This window comes from Janthinobacterium sp. LPB2021202312-11-4 (genome assembly GCF_037049705.1).
Classification (GTDB): domain Bacteria; phylum Pseudomonadota; class Gammaproteobacteria; order Pseudomonadales; family Pseudomonadaceae; genus Aquipseudomonas.
Map to the genome: position 1 here is coordinate 1 of NZ_JBAGKV010000049.1, position 17883 is coordinate 17883.

Annotated in this window: 12 protein-coding genes; 10 read left to right on the forward strand and 2 right to left on the reverse strand. The window is 57.7% G+C overall.

Translation table 11 applies throughout. The annotated features are described in order from the left end of the window. On the reverse strand, window positions 1–1706 hold a 1706-nt coding region (locus V5E99_RS29555; protein WP_499805995.1), incomplete at its 3' end, for an S-type pyocin domain-containing protein. Between the two features lie 726 nt (window positions 1707–2432). Here V5E99_RS29555 and V5E99_RS29560 point away from each other — a divergent pair. The 6 genes from V5E99_RS29560 to V5E99_RS29585 all read left to right on the forward strand — a co-directional run bounded on the left by V5E99_RS29560 (window position 2433) and on the right by V5E99_RS29585 (window position 12034). Beyond that, on the forward strand, window positions 2433–4226 hold the full coding sequence (locus tag V5E99_RS29560) for a DUF1302 domain-containing protein (RefSeq protein WP_499805997.1): 1794 nt from the start codon (window positions 2433–2435) through the stop codon (window positions 4224–4226). Between the two features lie 23 nt (window positions 4227–4249). Continuing rightward, window positions 4250–5617, forward strand: a complete 1368-nt coding sequence (locus V5E99_RS29565; protein WP_499805998.1) for a DUF1329 domain-containing protein — start codon at window positions 4250–4252, stop codon at window positions 5615–5617. Window positions 5618–5847: 230 nt separating this feature from the next. Then, a complete protein-coding gene (locus V5E99_RS29570; RefSeq protein WP_499805999.1) occupies window positions 5848–8415 on the forward strand; it encodes a LuxR C-terminal-related transcriptional regulator in 2568 nt (855 codons plus the stop codon). Between the two features lie 150 nt (window positions 8416–8565). After that, on the forward strand, window positions 8566–9693 hold the full coding sequence (locus tag V5E99_RS29575) for a hypothetical protein (RefSeq protein WP_499806001.1): 1128 nt from the start codon (window positions 8566–8568) through the stop codon (window positions 9691–9693). Window positions 9694–9831: 138 nt separating this feature from the next. Then, on the forward strand, window positions 9832–10563 hold the full coding sequence (locus V5E99_RS29580; RefSeq protein ID WP_499806002.1) for a hypothetical protein: 732 nt from the start codon (window positions 9832–9834) through the stop codon (window positions 10561–10563). After that, window positions 10544–12034 (forward strand): dermonecrotic toxin domain-containing protein, encoded by a 1491-nt coding sequence (locus V5E99_RS29585; RefSeq protein ID WP_499806004.1) that lies wholly within the window; start codon window positions 10544–10546, stop codon window positions 12032–12034. Before V5E99_RS29580 ends, V5E99_RS29585 begins: the two co-directional genes overlap by 20 nt. Window positions 12035–12148: 114 nt before the next feature. Here V5E99_RS29585 and V5E99_RS29590 read toward each other — a convergent pair whose 3' ends face one another. Next, complete coding sequence (locus V5E99_RS29590; RefSeq protein ID WP_499806005.1) at window positions 12149–12934, reverse strand: IclR family transcriptional regulator; 786 nt, start codon at window positions 12932–12934, stop codon at window positions 12149–12151. Between the two features lie 164 nt (window positions 12935–13098). Between V5E99_RS29590 and hmgA the strand changes: the two genes are divergently transcribed. The 4 genes from hmgA to V5E99_RS29610 all read left to right on the forward strand — a co-directional run bounded on the left by hmgA (window position 13099) and on the right by V5E99_RS29610 (window position 17879). Next, window positions 13099–14403: a homogentisate 1,2-dioxygenase gene (hmgA, locus tag V5E99_RS29595; RefSeq protein WP_499806007.1), complete on the forward strand. Its 1305-nt coding sequence runs from the start codon at window positions 13099–13101 to the stop codon at window positions 14401–14403. A gap of 3 nt (window positions 14404–14406) precedes the next feature. After that, on the forward strand, window positions 14407–15711 hold the full coding sequence (gene fahA / locus V5E99_RS29600) for a fumarylacetoacetase (RefSeq protein ID WP_499806008.1): 1305 nt from the start codon (window positions 14407–14409) through the stop codon (window positions 15709–15711). Window positions 15712–15723: 12 nt separating this feature from the next. Beyond that, on the forward strand, window positions 15724–16362 hold the full coding sequence (gene maiA, locus V5E99_RS29605; protein WP_499806010.1) for a maleylacetoacetate isomerase: 639 nt from the start codon (window positions 15724–15726) through the stop codon (window positions 16360–16362). A gap of 161 nt (window positions 16363–16523) precedes the next feature. Continuing rightward, complete coding sequence (locus tag V5E99_RS29610) at window positions 16524–17879, forward strand: MFS transporter (protein ID WP_499806012.1); 1356 nt, start codon at window positions 16524–16526, stop codon at window positions 17877–17879. The last annotated feature ends 4 nt before the right edge of the window (window positions 17880–17883 follow it).

Consider the following 17883-nt stretch of genomic DNA (forward strand, 5'->3'; position numbering starts at 1 on the left):
CTAAAGGATCTGAAACTCGAAAAATCCTGTCCTCTGAGCTTATCCGCAATCCTGTTAGAGATCACCGCCCCATCGCCTTGCGAGGCTGATCCAAGCCAAACGCCCGATATCGGTTCTCCATAGCCACTCGCTACACCAGGGTTATCTCGTCGATCTTTGAACATCGTAAAGATCGGAGGAATACCCGAGTCTTTCGGAAATACGGTGATAAAGCCGCCAAAGCTGTAGAGATCAAACTCTGGGAATGTATCTGCCCTTCCTTCAAGGGCTGTTAAGGTCGTACCGTCGTAAACAGCAATGTTTGACTGGCTTGCCGGCAAGGTAGTTGACGCATTATTAGGCTTGACTATCGGAGTCCACGTCATGCCGATGGACGGGGCATCTGGGTTATAGGACCTATAGACATTCAGGCTTGGATCGACAGTGGCGAGTCGAACCGGTACGTTGCCAGGCACCGTAGTATCGTTCGTGGCCGCAACAAAGAACTCGGTTCTTTTCTCCACCGTTTTGGAGCCGATAGCTACCGGCAGCCTGACCCGCCCATTTGCTTCGGCAGCGTCATACAGATCATCAAGGTCGTAAGGTGTTAAATCCGAGAGTGGGATACTCAAGGCATGGAGACTATCGGGCTTGTATTCGGTGAGCGTGAGCGTCCAGGCGTGGAGGTTGTCAGGCACTAGATCCGAGAGAGGGACGTTCAATTGACGAATTTCGCCATTACCCAAAGTCGAAGGTAATAACAGCACGGCGAATCCGGCAATGACCACGGCGCCTGCCGCAGTCACACTAGCTACTCCGGTTTGCAGCGCGATCCTGACTGCTAGGTTAGTAGCTGCGCCCGTTGCGAGGCGACCCGCTGCCAAGGTAAACACTGGGCCCGCTGCAACTGCGGAGCCTGACACTGGAAATGGTCGACTGGCTTCGGCTGCAACTCGTGCATGCTCGGCGCCCTGTCGGCGCGCTTGTTCGACTGCCAGTCGTTGCGACTCCGCCAATGCAGCAAGTCGCGCCTGCTCTCGGACACGGGCTGCGGCTTGCTCGTTGATGCGCGCCAATTCTTCGGCGGCCCGTCGGGCTTCCTGTTCAGCGGCTAGCCGCGCCTGATCATTGGCTTGCACGGCGGCCAGCCAGTTGAGAACGTTGGCGTGTTGCTGATTCAACATCTGGATCGATTGCGACAACAGCCTTGCTTCGTGTGCCGCTCTGTATGACGCAGCCCAGGTTCGCATCGCAATACCACCGGGCATGACCCGTTGTTCCATGGTTGAAGCTTTTTGATAGAACTCGAGCAAGCTTCGGTTCAATGGGTCACCGCCATAAAACTGATGGGCGAGAGCCGTTTTCTGATGGAAATCAGCGGTCTTTCGATGCAAAAGGGTGTTGCGAACACCTAGTTCACGAATGATCGCCTCCGCTGGAGGAAGCGGATGAGTCGTACCTTCCAGTCTTGTGGCTGCCAGCTCTTGTTCGATGGTTTGGGGGAGTTGACTGATGCGGGTTTGATACTCCTGCTCAAGTGTTTTTTTTGTGGCGTCTATCGTGTTTGAGTTGGCAATTACAATATGGTTTGGGCCGAAGTTATGCGGGCCAAACATGCCGCTTGGGGGGAGGGTTGATGAAGTAGCAGGTATGACCGGCGCGTTTAATGGCGCAATTGCGGTGATGTGAACAGCTTCGGTTAACTCCCATGTTGGGGGCTTTTGCATATTCATATCCTTTTGAATGTGCTTGTTGGGGAGATGTGTTGATAGGAACTATTTGCTTGTTATCTTGCGAGCGAACTGTCGAAGTGTTTCAAGCTACATCAAAACTTTGGTTCATGATTCTGTTAAGGCTGTAAGAAAGGGGGGCTGAGTTCGTAAGAGTTTTCGGCAGGTTCAAACAGTCAAAAATGACTACTTCTATTAAAGGAAGACGTTTCCCATCTGGCTTTCGGAAATTTCTTGTAGGGCGGTAAATTTGACTTTCTACAGGCATAAAAAAGGCCGCTGCAAACGCAGCGGCCAAAGTAAGACGTTAGATCAAGGAGCAATAAATCAACGTCAGTGAACACGGGGCGATGAATCGGAAAACACTTCAATTCATCTGAAATCTGTCGCGAATGACCCGGGTTGATCACAGGCCTTCGTTTCCTGCTTCGCGGTGGTTTGCCGTGAAAGCCCGGCAAGAATAAGGGCTTGAGCCCAAAGGAAAAATAGCGATTCCAGACATGCACTGTTACGGGGCATGTAACAGTCCTGGCGCACCGCGCTGATACGCCCATCCATTCCCCTGATAACCCGCCATCCAGCCCGTCCATACCCCGCGCAAAACCCCGGCCTGTGCGGGCATTCATCCTTTGGAGGTACATCACGAATACCTCCTTGGTGCGCTTATCGCTCCCGGCGCGCGGCAGTAGGGTGAGGCCTTCTGTCACTCACCGGGGAAGACGCATGACAAAAACAACAATGCGCGCCATCTTCACGCCGCAGGCGCTTGCCGCTGCGGTGGCCTTGGGTTGCTGCGCCCAGGCGCACGCCGTTGCATTCAATATCGGGGAAATCGAAGGCACCTTCGATTCTTCGCTGTCCGTCGGGGCGAGTTGGGGCCTGCGCGATGCCGACAAGTCTCTGGTGGGCACGGTCAATGGCGGCACGGGCCAGTCGTCGACCGGTGATGACGGGCGGCTGAATTTCAAGAAGGGCGAAACCTTCTCCAAGATCGTCAAGGGTATCCACGACCTTGAACTGAAGTACGGCGACACCGGTGTGTTCGTGCGGGGCAAGTACTGGTACGACTTCGAACTTGAGGACGAGGACCGCGAGTTCAAGCAGATCAGTAACAGCGGTCGTAAAGAAGGCGCCAAATCCTCCGGCGCGCAGATCCTCGACGCCTTTATCTATCACAACTATTCCATCGCCGATTTGCCCGGCACCGTGCGCGCCGGCAAGCAGGTGGTGAGCTGGGGGGAAAGTACCTTCATCGGCAACTCGATCAACAGCATCAACCCGATCGACGTGTCCGCGTTTCGTCGTCCCGGTGCCGAGATCAAGGAAGGCCTGATCCCGGTGAACATGCTGTTCGGTTCCCAGGGTTTGACCGATCAACTGACCGTTGAAGGCTTCTACCAACTGGAATGGGATCAGACCGTCCTCGACAACTGCGGCACCTACTTCGGTGTCGATGTAGCGGCGGACGGTTGCAACAACAACTACAGCGTTGGCAGCCCGGCGATCGCACCGTTGGCACCACTGGCGGCAGCGTTTGGCCAGCCGATCCAGGTGACCCGCGAAGGCGTGATCGTCCCCCGTGGCGGCGACCGCGATGCCCGGGATTCGGGGCAGTGGGGCACGGCGTTGCGCTGGCTCGGTGACGACACCGAGTACGGCTTGTACTTCATGAATTACCACAGTCGCACACCGGCGGTCGGCACCGTCACGGCTGGCGCATCCACGTTGGCGAGCCTGCCGGGCATGGTCAGCATTGCCAACCGTTTGGCCCCGGGCAGCGGTTCGGGCCTGGCGCAAAGCGTGATGCTCGGTCGCGGCCAGTACTACCTCGAATACCCGGAAGACATTCGCCTGTACGGCGCGAGTTTCTCCACCACGTTGCCCACCGGCACCGCGTGGACCGGCGAGATCAGCTACCGGCCCAACGCTCCGGTGCAGGTCAACACCAATGACCTGACCCTGGCGCTGCTTAACCCGATTGCCGGCGGCGCTGCATCGCCAGTGGCCACCTCGCCGGGTGCGGACAACAAAGGCTATCGCCGCAAGGAAGTGACCCAGATCCAGAGCACCCTGACGCACTTTTTCGATCAGGTCCTGGGCGCCCAGCGCTTGACCCTGGTCGGTGAAGCAGCCGTGGTGCGGGTCGGTGGTCTGGAGTCGAAAACCAAGCTGCGTTACGGCCGGGACTCGGTCTACGGCCAGTACGGTTTCGGTGGCGACACCGATGGCTTCGTCACCGCGACCTCCTGGGGCTACCGCGCCCGGGCGATCCTCGATTACGCCAACGTGATCGGTGGGATCAACCTCAAGCCCAACCTGTCCTGGTCCCATGACGTCAGCGGTTACGGCCCCAACGGCCTGTTCAACGAAGGCGCCAAGGCCATCAGCGTCGGCGTCGATGCCGACTACCGCAACACCTATACCGCGAGCTTGAGTTACACCGACTTTTTCGGTGGCGACTACAACACCCTGACCGACCGCGACTTCGTGGCCTTGAGCTTCGGCGTGAACTTCTGATTTGCCTGAGAAGGATGATTCATATGCGCAAGATGATTCTGCAATGTGGTGTCCTGGCCCTGAGCCTGCTGGCGGCCAACGTGATGGCGGCGGTGTCGCCGGATGAAGCCAACAAACTCGGCACCACGCTCACGCCGCTGGGCGCCGAGAAGGCCGGTAACGCCGACGGCTCGATCCCGGCCTGGACCGGTGGCATCCCGAAAAACGCCGGGGCGGTGGACAGCAAAGGCTTCCTCGCCGACCCGTTTGCCAACGAGAAACCGCTGTTCGTGATCACCCCGGCGAACGTCGACAAGTACAAGGACAAACTCTCGGAAGGCCAGGTGGCGATGTTCAAGCGCTACCCGGAAACCTACAAGATCCCGGTCTACCCGACCCACCGCACCGTGGCCGTGCCGCCGGAAATCTACGAGTCGGCCAAGCGCAGCGCGTTGAACGTGACCAGCATCAACGACGGTAACGGCCTCGCCAATTTCACCGGCAACCGCTATTACGCGTTCCCGATTCCGAAGAACGGGGTCGAGGTGTTGTGGAACCACATCACCCGTTATCACGGCGGCAACCTCAAACGCATCATCACCCAGGTGACCCCACAAACGAACGGCAGCTACACGCCGATCCGCTTCGAGGAAGAGATCGCTGTCCCGCAATTGATGAAAGACCTGGACCCGGAAAAAGCCGCCAACGTGCTGACCTTCTTCAAGCAATCGGTGACCGCCCCGGCGCGACTGGCCGGTAACGTGCTGCTGGTGCACGAAACCCTCGATCAGGTGAAGGAGCCGCGTCTGGCCTGGATCTACAACGCCGGCCAACGTCGCGTCCGCCGCGCACCGCAAGTGGCGTATGACGGGCCGGGCACCGCTGCCGACGGCTTGCGCACCTCGGACAACTTCGACATGTTCTCCGGCGCGCCGGATCGCTATGACTGGAAACTGATCGGCAAGAAGGAAATGTACATCCCGTACAACAGCTACAAACTCGACTCGCCGAGCCTCAAGTACGACGACATCATCAAGGCCGGGCACATCAACCAGGACCTGACCCGTTATGAGCTGCACCGGGTCTGGGAAGTGGTCGGCACGGTCAAGCCGAGCGAGCGGCACATCTACGCCAAACGCCACATGTACATCGACGAAGACAGTTGGCAAGTGGCGCTGGTGGATCACTACGACGGTCGTGGCCAGCTATGGCGTGTGGCCGAAGGTCACGCCCAGTACTACTACGATCACCAGGCCCAGGCCTACACCCTCGAAGCGCTCTACGACATCATTGCCGGTCGCTACATTGCCTTGGGCATGAAGAACGAAGAGAAGCACAGCTTCGAATTCGGCTTCGAAGCCAAGGCGGCTGACTACACGCCATCGGCCCTGCGCGCCGAAGGTGTTCGCTAAAGAAACACCACACCCGCGTAGGAGCGAAGCTTGCTCGCGAAGGCGGCGTTACATTCAACAATAATGTTGACTGGCACGCCGCCTTCGCGAGCAAGCTTTGCTCCTGCGGGATTGCGGGTGACCGGTGAGTCGCCTTTTTTTATGGGCACCAATCAGCGTGCTGAATGTTTCTCAACAAGCGCTTGGGAGAGGGCTAGGGTGGCGGCACAACTATAAAAAGGCACGCCGCAATGACCGCCATGACCCCGTGTCTGGATCGTCCCGGATTCCTTCCTCGTCTGTCGTCCCATCACCTGCCGCGCCCAAGGCTGAGCGAACCGCTGCTGGCATCGTCGGCGCGGGTCAAGTTGCTGTGCGCACCGGCCGGCAGTGGCAAGAGTGCGCTGCTGGCCGAATGCTTGTTGCAGGCCCCACCGTCGTGTCGCGTGGTGTGGCTGGCGTTGTCGGGCGTGGCATTGAGCCGGGCCGATTTTTGTCGGCGGCTGGCTGAGGCACTTGAGTTGCCGGCGGCGGATGAGCCAACGTTGCTGGCGCACCTGGCGCGGGTGCAGAGACCCATCTGGTTATTTGTCGATGACTACTGCCGAGTGCCGGCACCGGAACTCGATGGCTTGCTCGATCAACTCCTGGCCGTCAGCAATCTGGCGATCACCTGGTGGCTGAGCGGCCGGCGAAGACCCCACTGCAACTGGCCGCGGCTGTTGCTGGATGATGAGCTGCACGAATTCGAAGGCCGGACGCTGGCGTTGACGACGGTCGAGATCGAGCAATTGCTGCGGCACGTCGAGGCACCGCTGGCGGCGAAAACCGCCCGACGGATTTTCCAGCGCAGCGGTGGCTGGTGCGCCGCAGTACGCATTGCCCTGCTCGATGGCTGCCAATGGGCCAAGGAGCAGAATTACCTTGGCCGTTCGGCAACGCTGCTCGATTACTTGCAGCACGAACTCTTCAGCACTTTGCCTGCCGAACTGGCCGAAGCCTGGCTGGTACTTGCCCATATGCCACGGTTCAACGCCAGCCTGTGCGAGCACCTGTTCGGTGCCGGGGAGGGCGCGCGGTGGATGCACGACCTGCAAGCCCGTGGCTGTTTCATCGAGGCCTGGGACGGGTCACCCGAGTGGTTGCAGGTGTTCCCCCCGCTGAGCCGATTGATGCGTGATGAACCCTGGCCGGCCGGGCGCTCCTGGCATCGACGGGCCTGTCAGTGGTTTTGCGCCCAGGAGGACTGGCAAGCGGCATTCGAGCAGGCGCTGCTGGCGGAAGCGTTCGAGGTGGCGGTCAGCTTGTTGCAGCATTTCAATCTCGAGCACTTGTTCCAGGGCCAGAACGTGGTGTTGCTGTTGCGCCTGCATGAGCAACAGGGCGATGACCTGACGCTCGGTTCGCCGCAATTGGTTGGACTCATCACGGCGGCATTGCTGTTTGCCGGGCGCTTTGAGCAGGCGTCCACGTGTATCGAGCAACTGGAGCGTTTTGCCCCGCAACCGACGGCTGCACAGCAGCGCCAATTGCTGGCGCGATGGCAGGCGCAGATGGGCTGGTTGCTGCATTTGCAGGCGCTGATGGAGCCGGCCCGCGCGCATTTTCTCGAAGCACTGACGGAGCTTGGCGTGGAGGCGTGGTCGGCGCGATTGTTGTGCTTGTCCGGCCTGACCCAGCAAGCCCTGCTGAACGCCGACCTTGAAACCGCCCAGGCCCTCAATCGTGAAGCGCTGTGCCTGGCGCGGGCGCACAATTCGCTGCTGTTCGAAGGGTTGCTGGAACTCGATCATGCGCAATTGCTGGAACAACGCGGCGCCGCCGGGCGCGCCGAAAGCCTGCTGGCCAACATTCACGAACTGCTGAGTCAGCAAGCCGACCCCGCAACACCGCTGCTGGGTCGAATCGCCCTGCGCCGAGGGCGTCTGGCCCTGAGCCAGGGACTCGACGAACTGGCGGCCGAGTTCTTTGATACGGGCCTGCACGCCTGCCTGCGCAGCCAGGACAAACGTGTGTTGTACGGTTTCCTTGGTCAGGCGCAATTGGCGGCCAATCAGGGTGACTACGCCCAGGCCTTTATCCGCTTGCGCGACGCCGAGCGCCTGATGCAGCAGCGGCAAATTCCCGACACGGTTTATCGCGGGGTGCTGTTGCAGGTCAGCAGCCAGTTCTGGTTGCAGCAAGGACGACCGGAGTTGGCCTGCGAGGCGCTGACGCGAGTAATGCGTCATTACCGTGGCCCGAATGCACGGCAGGCGCCGCCGGCGACATTGGAGTTGATTCCACGGATTGAATGTTTGCTGGTATTGGCGCAGGTCCAATTGGGACAAGTACCTCACGTGCAACTTGACGATCTGCTCCGTCACGCCCGGCATCGCGGCATGGCGAGCCTTGAAACGGAATTGCGCCTGGCACAGGCAGAACTTGCCTGGCTGGCTGGCGATGAAACGACAGCGCGCGAGGTTTGGGAAAACGCTCAAGAGTTGATCTCCCGCTGGAACCTGCAGCAAGCATTGAGCGATGCGAGTTTGCGTCAACCCGAATGTGTTCGACTACTGTGTGGGCAGGATTCGAAGGCCGCGTTAACTCGTCCAGTGAGCGGTGAAAATCTCCTGAGTGTGCGAGAACGAGAGGTACTTGAGTTAATTGCCTTGGGTAATTCCAATCAACAAATTGCCGAGCAATTGTATATATCGTTGCATACCGTAAAAACCCATGCACGAAGGATTCACGGAAAGTTGGGGGTCGCGCGCAGGACGCAGGCAGTGGCAAAGGCCAAGAGCTTGGGTATATTGTCGGATAGTCAAAATGATGGATGACTATTATTGATTGATTGGGCAAAAGTTTCATTGTTTATTACATATAGTTTGAAATAGGTTTTGACTTCTTTTCTGGTTTTTATATTTATAAAGTCTGCGCATTCAAGGAGATGACAGGGCGTCATTTCCGTTTTATCAAAGGAATGTGCTATGAGTAATGAAAGTAAGCAGTCTTCGATTGTCCGCGAAAAGATGATCGCGCTGAGCAATGTGAATTTGGATATAGCCGCTGAATGCAATTCCGTACCGGGGGTTGAAGCGGTGCTTCGCACTCTGGTAGCGGATGCGTTGCGCAATCTGAATCCCCAACTTGATATGAATAAAATTTACATCACTAAAGTGGCCGCAGACCCTAAAGGTGTTTATCAACCGCAGGGCTCGCTGTTTCAGGTGTTCCAGGATTGTCTTGAACGGAGGCAGAAACCCCAATACACGATTGGCGTCTATGGCGTGTACGATCAGCCGGACTCGACGTCCCTCTCGGCGCAAGTCAAAAATCTGAGTATCTACAACGTCGAAAAACTGGTTGAGAACTTACTTGTCAACCTGGTTCCCGGTTATGGTTTTACTCTGAATGACTATTGGGTAAAGGCCGTGGGTAATGATGCTCAGGGGCGGCGCTTACTGCCACCGAATGAGCGGATGGAGCAGCTTTATGCCAAGGCCTTTTGGGCTGAACTTGATGTGGTGGTACACAACGGAAGTTTTACAGCCTATGAACAAGGATGGATCGATAAAATATATTCCGCATCCCGTATCTGGCCTCAATCAATTTTTAATGTGTCTCTTGTCGGGAGTGGCGGGCAGCCGCAGGTTCTACCTGGTGCATTTGTTATACAAATTGATGGCGCTACCCAGAATGAACTTGTCTCTGGTAATGACGGACGTGCCTGTGCGCTTTATCTGCCAAACGATGGGATCAGGAGATTTGCAGACGCTCAAAGTCTTCACCGAGCCTTTACAGACCTGTTGAGCGTTGATAATAGCCGTCAGGCATTGCTTGAGGAGTTACCTGTTGAGGGGGCCAGCTCCTTAAAGGGGACGCTTAAGGTACGGTTTTTGAGTATCAAAGAAGATCTTTTCAAGTTCTGCGCGGCTGGGCAGTTCGAAAAGCAAATGCTGGACATTGCCCACTATTGGAAGAAAGCACAGCAAGCCGAGAATGACTTTTCAGCCGTCACGGATGCAATCCACCGCGCGCAATGTCTGAACCGGGTGGTGCTCAATAGTCGCGCGCGTGCCGCCCGGTATTTGCAACAGGCCACCAAAAATGCCTAGCCACAATGGTTAAAAGCCGCCTCCGCAATTGATCAGTCCCGTCATAAAGCGTTAGAAAGTGCGCACCTTGAAAGCGACGTTGCCCTTTATGAAGAAACTAAAACGGCTTCATCGTTCAAGGCTTTTGCGCGTGCGTCGGTGGCAGATTTTCTGTTTTCTGCTCGTGGCTTGAAAGTTGACCCTGATTATATTTTTGTATTAACACGTTATGAGATAAGTGTTGGTGAGAGTGTTCGAGAAGGGGTAGGAGATCGGAGATCGTTGACAGAGGTTTTCATGTGGGGCGCACATGATGAGGAATACCCTTATGAACTGAAACTGGAAGCGGCCGAGGCCTTCCCTTCCTTGACGCCGACATTTCTGCTCGATGCGATTAAATTTCTGGATCTACGGGTTAAATACGCGGCTCATCGGCAAAAGGTTTATAGCTTGCGATCAGTGCAGGAAGCCATGCTGGCCAACCTGAGTTGTGTCACCGCGCTGAGCTTATTTAGGGCTGGCCTACAAAAGCATCTGGGGGCGGCTGCTTTTAAACTGGTCGAGTCTTACCATTTAGGCAATTCGGTCAATACCAGGTTTTGCGTAACGGCAGGAGCAAACCAACCTCTGAGGGACGTGGTAGTTTATTCCGAAAGAGGTACCGCGCCAGAGCCGAAAATCTATGTGTTGTATATGCCCGGTTGTTCGCTTGGTCGCGAGTGGTTTGAGTTTAATAGTTTGAAAGACTTGCAGAAAAAAATCCTTGAACTGCGCCTCTCTGTTCCTGGCAGGGAATACTTGAATCGCCAGACTCACGCTGGAAATCGCGATCCCCAAAGTATCGAAGGACTAAGTCTTAGTGAATATATCTATGACAATTATTTTGCATAAGCAATATAAGCTGATCGGTGATTACGCCAATCCGGAAAAGGCTTTATTAGCTACCGTCCAGAACTTTATTGCCTGGGGCGCTGCGGAAGAAGAGCTTGCCACCCCTGCGTGGTATCGAACAGCACAGCTCGCGGATCGTCATTTGCATACCCGGTTGGGCACCGAGAAAAAAATCATTCGTGAGCGCGCCAAGGAATGGATAGGTGTCGAATCGCTGAACACGTTCTCGCGAAACTTGGTACATAAAGTCATCAACGATGAGTTGCGCCGCCAGGGCGGACGCGTGGAGGTGGACCCTGATCAGGTCATCATCAAGTTGAAAGGTCAGGAATATATGACGCTCACTCAGCTGTTTATAAACTGGCAATTGTGGGAACGGGTCAGTGTGGTTGGTGGGTCGATGGCAAATCTTCCCGACTCCAGTTTTCCCAATGTCTCGTCGCTAAAAACAGTTGATGGGAATGATATGCAAGGATTGCCTTATAGTCTGATTAATCGATTTATTGTCTTGCGGCCGGCAGATGAGTGCGTCAAGTATTTGAAGGGCTTTACAGCCACCTCCGATGCGTCGTTATTGGAATATCGCTGCATGTTCTACGCTCGTTTGAAGCAGAATGAAATGCTGATGGATGCACTTGAACAAAAAATGCAACATGCGCTGAGCGATACGCAATTCGAGTGGTTAAAAGACATCATCGATGATTTGCATCTGGACCCGGGTACAACTCCTTGGGCGTGGTCTCCAAAACCTGGGAATACTGGAATTCGCGCGTTTCATATTGCGGGTAAGCGCGTGGAGGGGGCCTATATATTTAGCAATGTCGACATGGGTAAGTCAGAGCACCTTCTTTATCTTCCCGGCGCTTCGGGTGTTAAGCGTTTTCGTTCGTTTGAGTCATTTTCGAAAGATTTTATTAGTAGAGAAATACAAACGGCCATTCTCAATGGCGTCAGCGCAAAAGACCGCGGCGCGGTAGGCAGCTATTTTGATAAGAAAAGTTTGGTCGGTGTGTCGTGGGATGTTTTTACAGAGGGACAGAATCACTTGGTTAACTTTTACCGGGGCGAGTTTGTTCGGGGTGTGAACCGGATTATTACCGATGTCGATAGTGCAACGGTCAGTTTCTCTGAAAAAATTATCGCCGACGTTTTGGTTGTCGTTGATTTGGTTGCTGATATCGTTTCTCTGTTTTTCCCGCCGGTTGGTCTGGTGGCTGGAGTTGCACGAGTTATTCGTGGAGTCGTTAACGGTGTCATTGCGTACAGCAATGGTGATGATAAGGCTGCCAACGCTTATTTTGCTGCAGCTTGGGTTCAGGGTATCAAAATTTACTTAGGCGCTATCGCGCCCATCGGGGGCGGGGCGGCAGGATTCGATATGCTTTCACGTATTGAGGATATGGCAGGTATCGTATCGACGATGACGGGCGTGCCAGTGGGCGTCGGGTATATTACGTATGTTGCCGATTGACCTGTTTTCCATTTGTGTCCAGCCAAACCTGATTTATCGATTGATTTAAAGTTTACTGTTTCTGAAAGATAGCTATTTAAATGGATTATTTTTCAGGACGGCTTTATCTGAACGTTACTGTTCAGGCAAGTAACCCATCCGCCAACTCACGGCCCGGGTCGCCGCCAGCAAGTGCTGCGCCGCCGGGCCGTTTTCATCGGCGTGGAACAGCGACGTCGGACCGACGATGGTCAGCACGGCGGCGACGTTACCCACGGCGTTGAACACCGGCGCGGACAACGCGTCCACGCCGGGCATCAGCAAACCGTGAACATGGTGCAAGCCGCGTTCGCGGATTTGTTCGCACAAGGTCGCGTAGACCTGAGCGTCCGCCAGGGCATGGGCGGCGCTGGCCTGGATTTCCAGCTCGCGCAATTCCACGGTTTCCCGATTCGGCAGAAAAGCACTGAACACCAGGCCGGTCGAAGAACTCAGCAACGGCAGCACCGAGCCCAATTGCGTCACCACCGTCACGGCGCGCACCGCCGGCTCGATGTGCACCACCGTCGCCCCCTGATTGCCCCACACCGCCAAAAAGCAGGTCTCGTTCAACTCATCGCGCAACTCGGCCAAGGGCAGGGCGGCGACTTTCAGCACGTCCATACTGTTGAGCGCGGCGAGGCCCACGCGCAGGGCTTCACGACCGAGGCCGTAGTGGTTGGTGGCGGGGTTCTGCTCGGCAAAACCACTGGCGATCAGCGCCTGCAAGTAGCGGTGAACCTTGCTCGCGGGCATCTGCACGTGTTCGGCCAGGCGCGACAACGAGGTCGAGGGCGACAGTTCGGCCAGGGCCTTGAGGATGTCAGTGCCGACCTCGGCCGAGCGGACTTTCTGTTTATCGTTGCTGCGCGGCTTTTCCATGGAGGCGGTGTGATCCCGGGACGAATGGGCGTCTTTATAGCTTGACGGTCAATACCAATCAAATTACGTTATGCGTAATTGGATTACGATAAAAATAACCCTGGCGTGCCAAGACCTCTGAAACAGAGCGACAGGCCATGCCTACTCCCTGTTCAGGAGGCTCCATGAACCTCGATTCAACGGCGCCAGCGCTGGCTTATCAGTCAGGCTTCGGCAACGAATTCAGCAGTGAAGCGTTGCCTGGCGCACTGCCCGTCGGCCAGAACTCCCCGCAAAAAGTCCCCTACGGCCTCTACACCGAACTGTTCTCCGGCACCGCGTTCACCATGGTCCGCAGCGAAGCGCGGCGCACCTGGATGTACCGTATTCAGCCATCGGCCAATCACCCGGCGTTCGTCAAACTGGACCGGCAACTGGCCGGCGGCCCGTTGGGTGAAGTGACCCCCAACCGGTTGCGCTGGAACCCGTTGGACATCCCGAGCGAACCCACTGATTTCATCGACGGGCTGGTGAGCATGGCCGCCAACGCGGGTGCGGAAAAACCGTCCGGGATCAGCCTCTACAGCTACCGCGCCAACCGTTCCATGGAGCGGGTGTTCTTCAACGCCGACGGCGAACTGCTGCTGGTGCCGGAACTGGGCCGACTGCGCATTGCCACCGAACTCGGCGTGCTGGACCTCGAACCCCTGGAAATCGCCGTGCTGCCGCGCGGGCTGAAATTTCGCGTCGAACTGCTCGACCCACAGGCTCGCGGCTACATCGCCGAAAACCACGGCGCGCCTCTGCGTCTGCCGGACCTCGGGCCGATCGGCAGCAATGGCCTGGCTAACCCACGGGACTTCCTGACCCCGGTGGCCCATTACGAAGACCTCAAGCAACCGACCACCCTGGTGCAGAAATTCCTCGGCCAGTTGTGGGGCTGCGAGCTCGATCACTCGCCGCTGAACGTGGTGGCCTGGCACGGTAATAACGTGCCGTACAAATATGATCTGCGCCGTTTCAACACCATCGGCACCGTGAGTTTCGACCACCCGGACCCGTCGATTTTCACCGTGTTGACTTCGCCGACCAGCGTGCATGGCTTGGCCAATCTGGACTTCGTGATCTTCCCGCCGCGCTGGATGGTGGCCGAGAACACCTTCCGGCCGCCGTGGTTCCACCGCAACCTGATGAACGAATTCATGGGCCTGATCCAGGGCGCCTACGACGCCAAGGCCGAAGGTTTCGTGCCCGGCGGCGCCTCGTTGCACAGTTGCATGAGCGCCCACGGCCCGGACGGCGAGAGCTGCACCAAAGCGATCAACGCCGAACTGGCCCCGGCGAAAATCGACAACACCATGGCCTTCATGTTTGAGACCAGCCAAGTGCTGCGCCCGAGCCAGTTCGCCCTCGAATGCCCGCAACTGCAAACCAACTACGATGCCTGCTGGGCCACGCTGCCCGTCACTTTCGACCCGACCCGGAGATAACCCATGACTCAGACTTCCATCCCTCGTAGCTGGGTTGCCTCCGCCAACGGCCACACTGATTTCCCGCTGCAAAACCTGCCGCTGGGCGTGTTCAGCGTGAACGGCTCCGCGCCCCGCAGCGGCGTGGCCATCGGCGAACATATTTTCGATCTGGAAGCGGCGCTGGACGCTGGTCTGTTTGATGGCGTCGCACGCACGGCGGTCGAAGCGACCCGTGGCGGTCAGTTGAATGCCTTCTTCGAACTGGGCCGCGAGGCCCGCGTGGCCCTGCGCGAACGTCTGCTGGAACTGTTCACCGAAGGCAGCACCCTGCATGGAAAAATCGAAGCCCAAGGCACAAAACTGCTGCCACTGGCGGCGAATTGCGTGATGCACCTGCCAGCGAAGATCAACGACTACACCGACTTCTACGTCGGCATCGAGCACGCACAAAACGTCGGCAAACTGTTCCGCCCCGACAACCCGCTGCTGCCGAACTACAAGTACGTGCCGATCGGTTACCACGGCCGCGCTTCGACCATTCGCCCCTCCGGTACTGACGTGCGTCGTCCAAAGGGCCAGACCCTGCCGGCCGGTCAGACCGAGCCAACCTTCGGTCCCTGCGCACGCCTGGATTACGAACTGGAGCTGGGCATCTGGATCGGCCAGGGCAATGACATGGGCGACTCCATTGCCATCGGCGACGCGGCGGATCACATCGCCGGTTTCTGCCTGCTCAACGACTGGTCGGCGCGGGACATCCAGGCTTGGGAATACCAGCCACTGGGGCCGTTTCTGTCGAAAAGTTTCATCACCAGCATCTCGCCTTGGGTGGTGACGGCCGAAGCGCTGGAACCCTTCCGTCGTGCGCAACCGGCCCGCCCGGAAGGCGATCCGCTGCCGCTGCCATACCTGACCGACAAACGCGATCAGGAGGGCGGTGCGTTCGACATCGAACTGGAAGTGCTGCTGCTCACCGAAACCATGCGCGAGCAAAACCTGCCGGCCCATCGCCTGACCCTGAGCAACACCCGGCACATGTACTGGACCGTGGCGCAAATGGTCGCGCACCACAGCGTCAACGGCTGCCAGTTGCAGGCCGGTGATCTGTTCGGTTCGGGCACGTTGTCCGGGCCTGAGAGCGGTCAGTTCGGCAGCCTGCTGGAAATCACCGAGGGCGGTAAAAAGCCGATCGAACTGGCCTCCGGCGAGGTGCGCAAGTTCCTTGAAGACGGTGACGAAGTCATCCTGCGCGCCCGTTGCAGCCGTGACGGTTTTGCCTCCATCGGTTTCGGCGAGTGCCGTGGCAAAGTCGTGCCGGCGCGTTAAGAGGATCGGGTCATGGAACTCTATACCTACTACCGTTCGACCTCGTCTTACCGCGTGCGCATTGCGCTGGCGCTGAAGGGGCTGGATTACCAGGCGCTGCCGGTCAACCTGATCGCGCCGCCCGGCGGCGAGCATCGACAGCCGCCGTACCTGGCGATCAATCCGCAGGGGCGGGTGCCGGCCTTGCGTACCGATGAAGGTGAATTGCTGATCCAGTCGCCCGCGATCATCGAGTACCTGGAGGAACGTTATCCACAGGTGCCTCTGCTGGCCAAAGACCTCGCTGCCCGTGCTCACGAGCGCGGTGTGGCGGCGGTGATCGGCTGCGATGTGCACCCGCTGCACAACGTCGCCGTGCTGAATAAATTGCGCCAGTTGGGCCACGATGAACCGCACGTGGTGGAGTGGATCGGGCACTGGATCAGCCAGGGCCTGGCGACGGTGGAGCAGTTGATCGGTGAGGGCGGTTACTGCTTCGGCGAGCAACCGGGGCTGGCGGACGTTTACCTGATCCCGCAGTTGTATGCGGCGGAGCGTTTCACTATTTCACTGGAGGCGTATCCACGGATTCGCCGGGTCGCGGCGCTGGCGGCGACACACCCGGCGTTCATCAAGGCTCATCCGGCTAACCAGCCCGACACCCCTGCTTAAACTTCACACCTCCCCCCTGTAGGAGCGAGGCTTGCCCGCGAAAGCGGTGTATCAGTAGACATCCATGTCGCTGACAAACCGCTTTCGCGGGCAAGCCTCGCTCCTACGAGGGATGCGGTCGATATTCCCAATACCTATAAAAACAAAACAGGTACCTTGCGATGCACAACCAGATTGCCAGCTTCCGGGCGGCACTCGACGCCCGTCCTGTGTCCCATTATCAGTGGTTACTCCTTTTGCTGCTGGCGTTGTTGCTGGTGACTGACGGCTACGACGCGCAAGTCCTGGGCTACGTGGTCCCGGCCCTGGCCCAGGATTGGGGCCTGGAAAAATCTGCATTCGGCCCGGTGTTCAGCGCCAACCTGTTGGGCTTGACCCTCGGTTCACTGGCCGTCACGCCGTTGGCGGATCGCTTTGGTGTGCGACGGATTCTCCTGTGTTGTGTGCTGATCTACGCCACCCTCACCGTGCTGATGGTTTTTGCCGATTCCCTGAATACGTTGATGGCCGCGCGGTTCATTTGCGGGATCGGCATGGGCGGGGCGATGCCCAGCGCCATGGCACTGATGTCGGAATACTCGCCACCACGCCTGCGCACCTTGATGGTGACCCTGGCCGCTTGCGGGTTTTCGTTCGGTGGTGCGGCGGGCGGGTTTGTCGCGGCAGGGTTTATCGACCGCTTCGGCTGGCAAGCGGTGTTCCTTGCGGGCGGTGTCACGCCATTGCTGCTGTTTCCATTCCTGGCCTGGTTTCTTCCCGAGTCCTTGCCGCGTCTGTTGCGCGATGCGCCGCCCTACGCGCGTCTGCGCAAAGTCACCGCGCGGATGCTCCCGGACTGGCAACCGCCCGCTGCGTCGGTTGCGCAAAACGAGCAGGAACAGGGCAGCAAACTGACGGTACTGGAGTTGTTTCGCCACGGTTATGCGCGGCCGACGCTGCTGATCTGGGCGACGTTTTTTGTCAGCCTGATCCTGCTGTATTTCATGATCAGTTGGTTGCCGACGCTGCTGCTGGAAAGTGGCTTGAAACTCAATGAAGCCAACCTGGTGACGTCGATGTTCCTGTTCGCCGGGACCGTCGGTGCGATATGCATGGCCTGGTTCGCCGACCGCCTCAAAAGCAAAGTTCGACTGCTGTCGTGTGTCTTGGCCGCAGCGGCGCTGTGCACAATTGCACTGGGGCTCAATCACGACAATCCGCGTTATCTGGTGGCCAGCGTGTTTGCCGCCGGGTTCTGCATCATCGGCGGGCAACTGACGCTTAATGCCTTCGCCAGTAACTTCTACCCGGCGCACGTGCGCGCCACCGGCACCGGTTGGGCGCTGGGGGTGGGGCGATTTGGTTCGATCCTCGGGCCGCTGTTTGGCAGCATGCTGCTGGCGATGCACATCCCGGTGCAGCAGATTTTCTTCTTCTGCGCGATTCCGGCGGTGATTGCGGCGTTGTTCATCATTCAGGTGCGTTCGCCGGTTGATGCAACATCGGATGATCCGGCGGGGGTGGTGGTTAAATCCTGAAGAT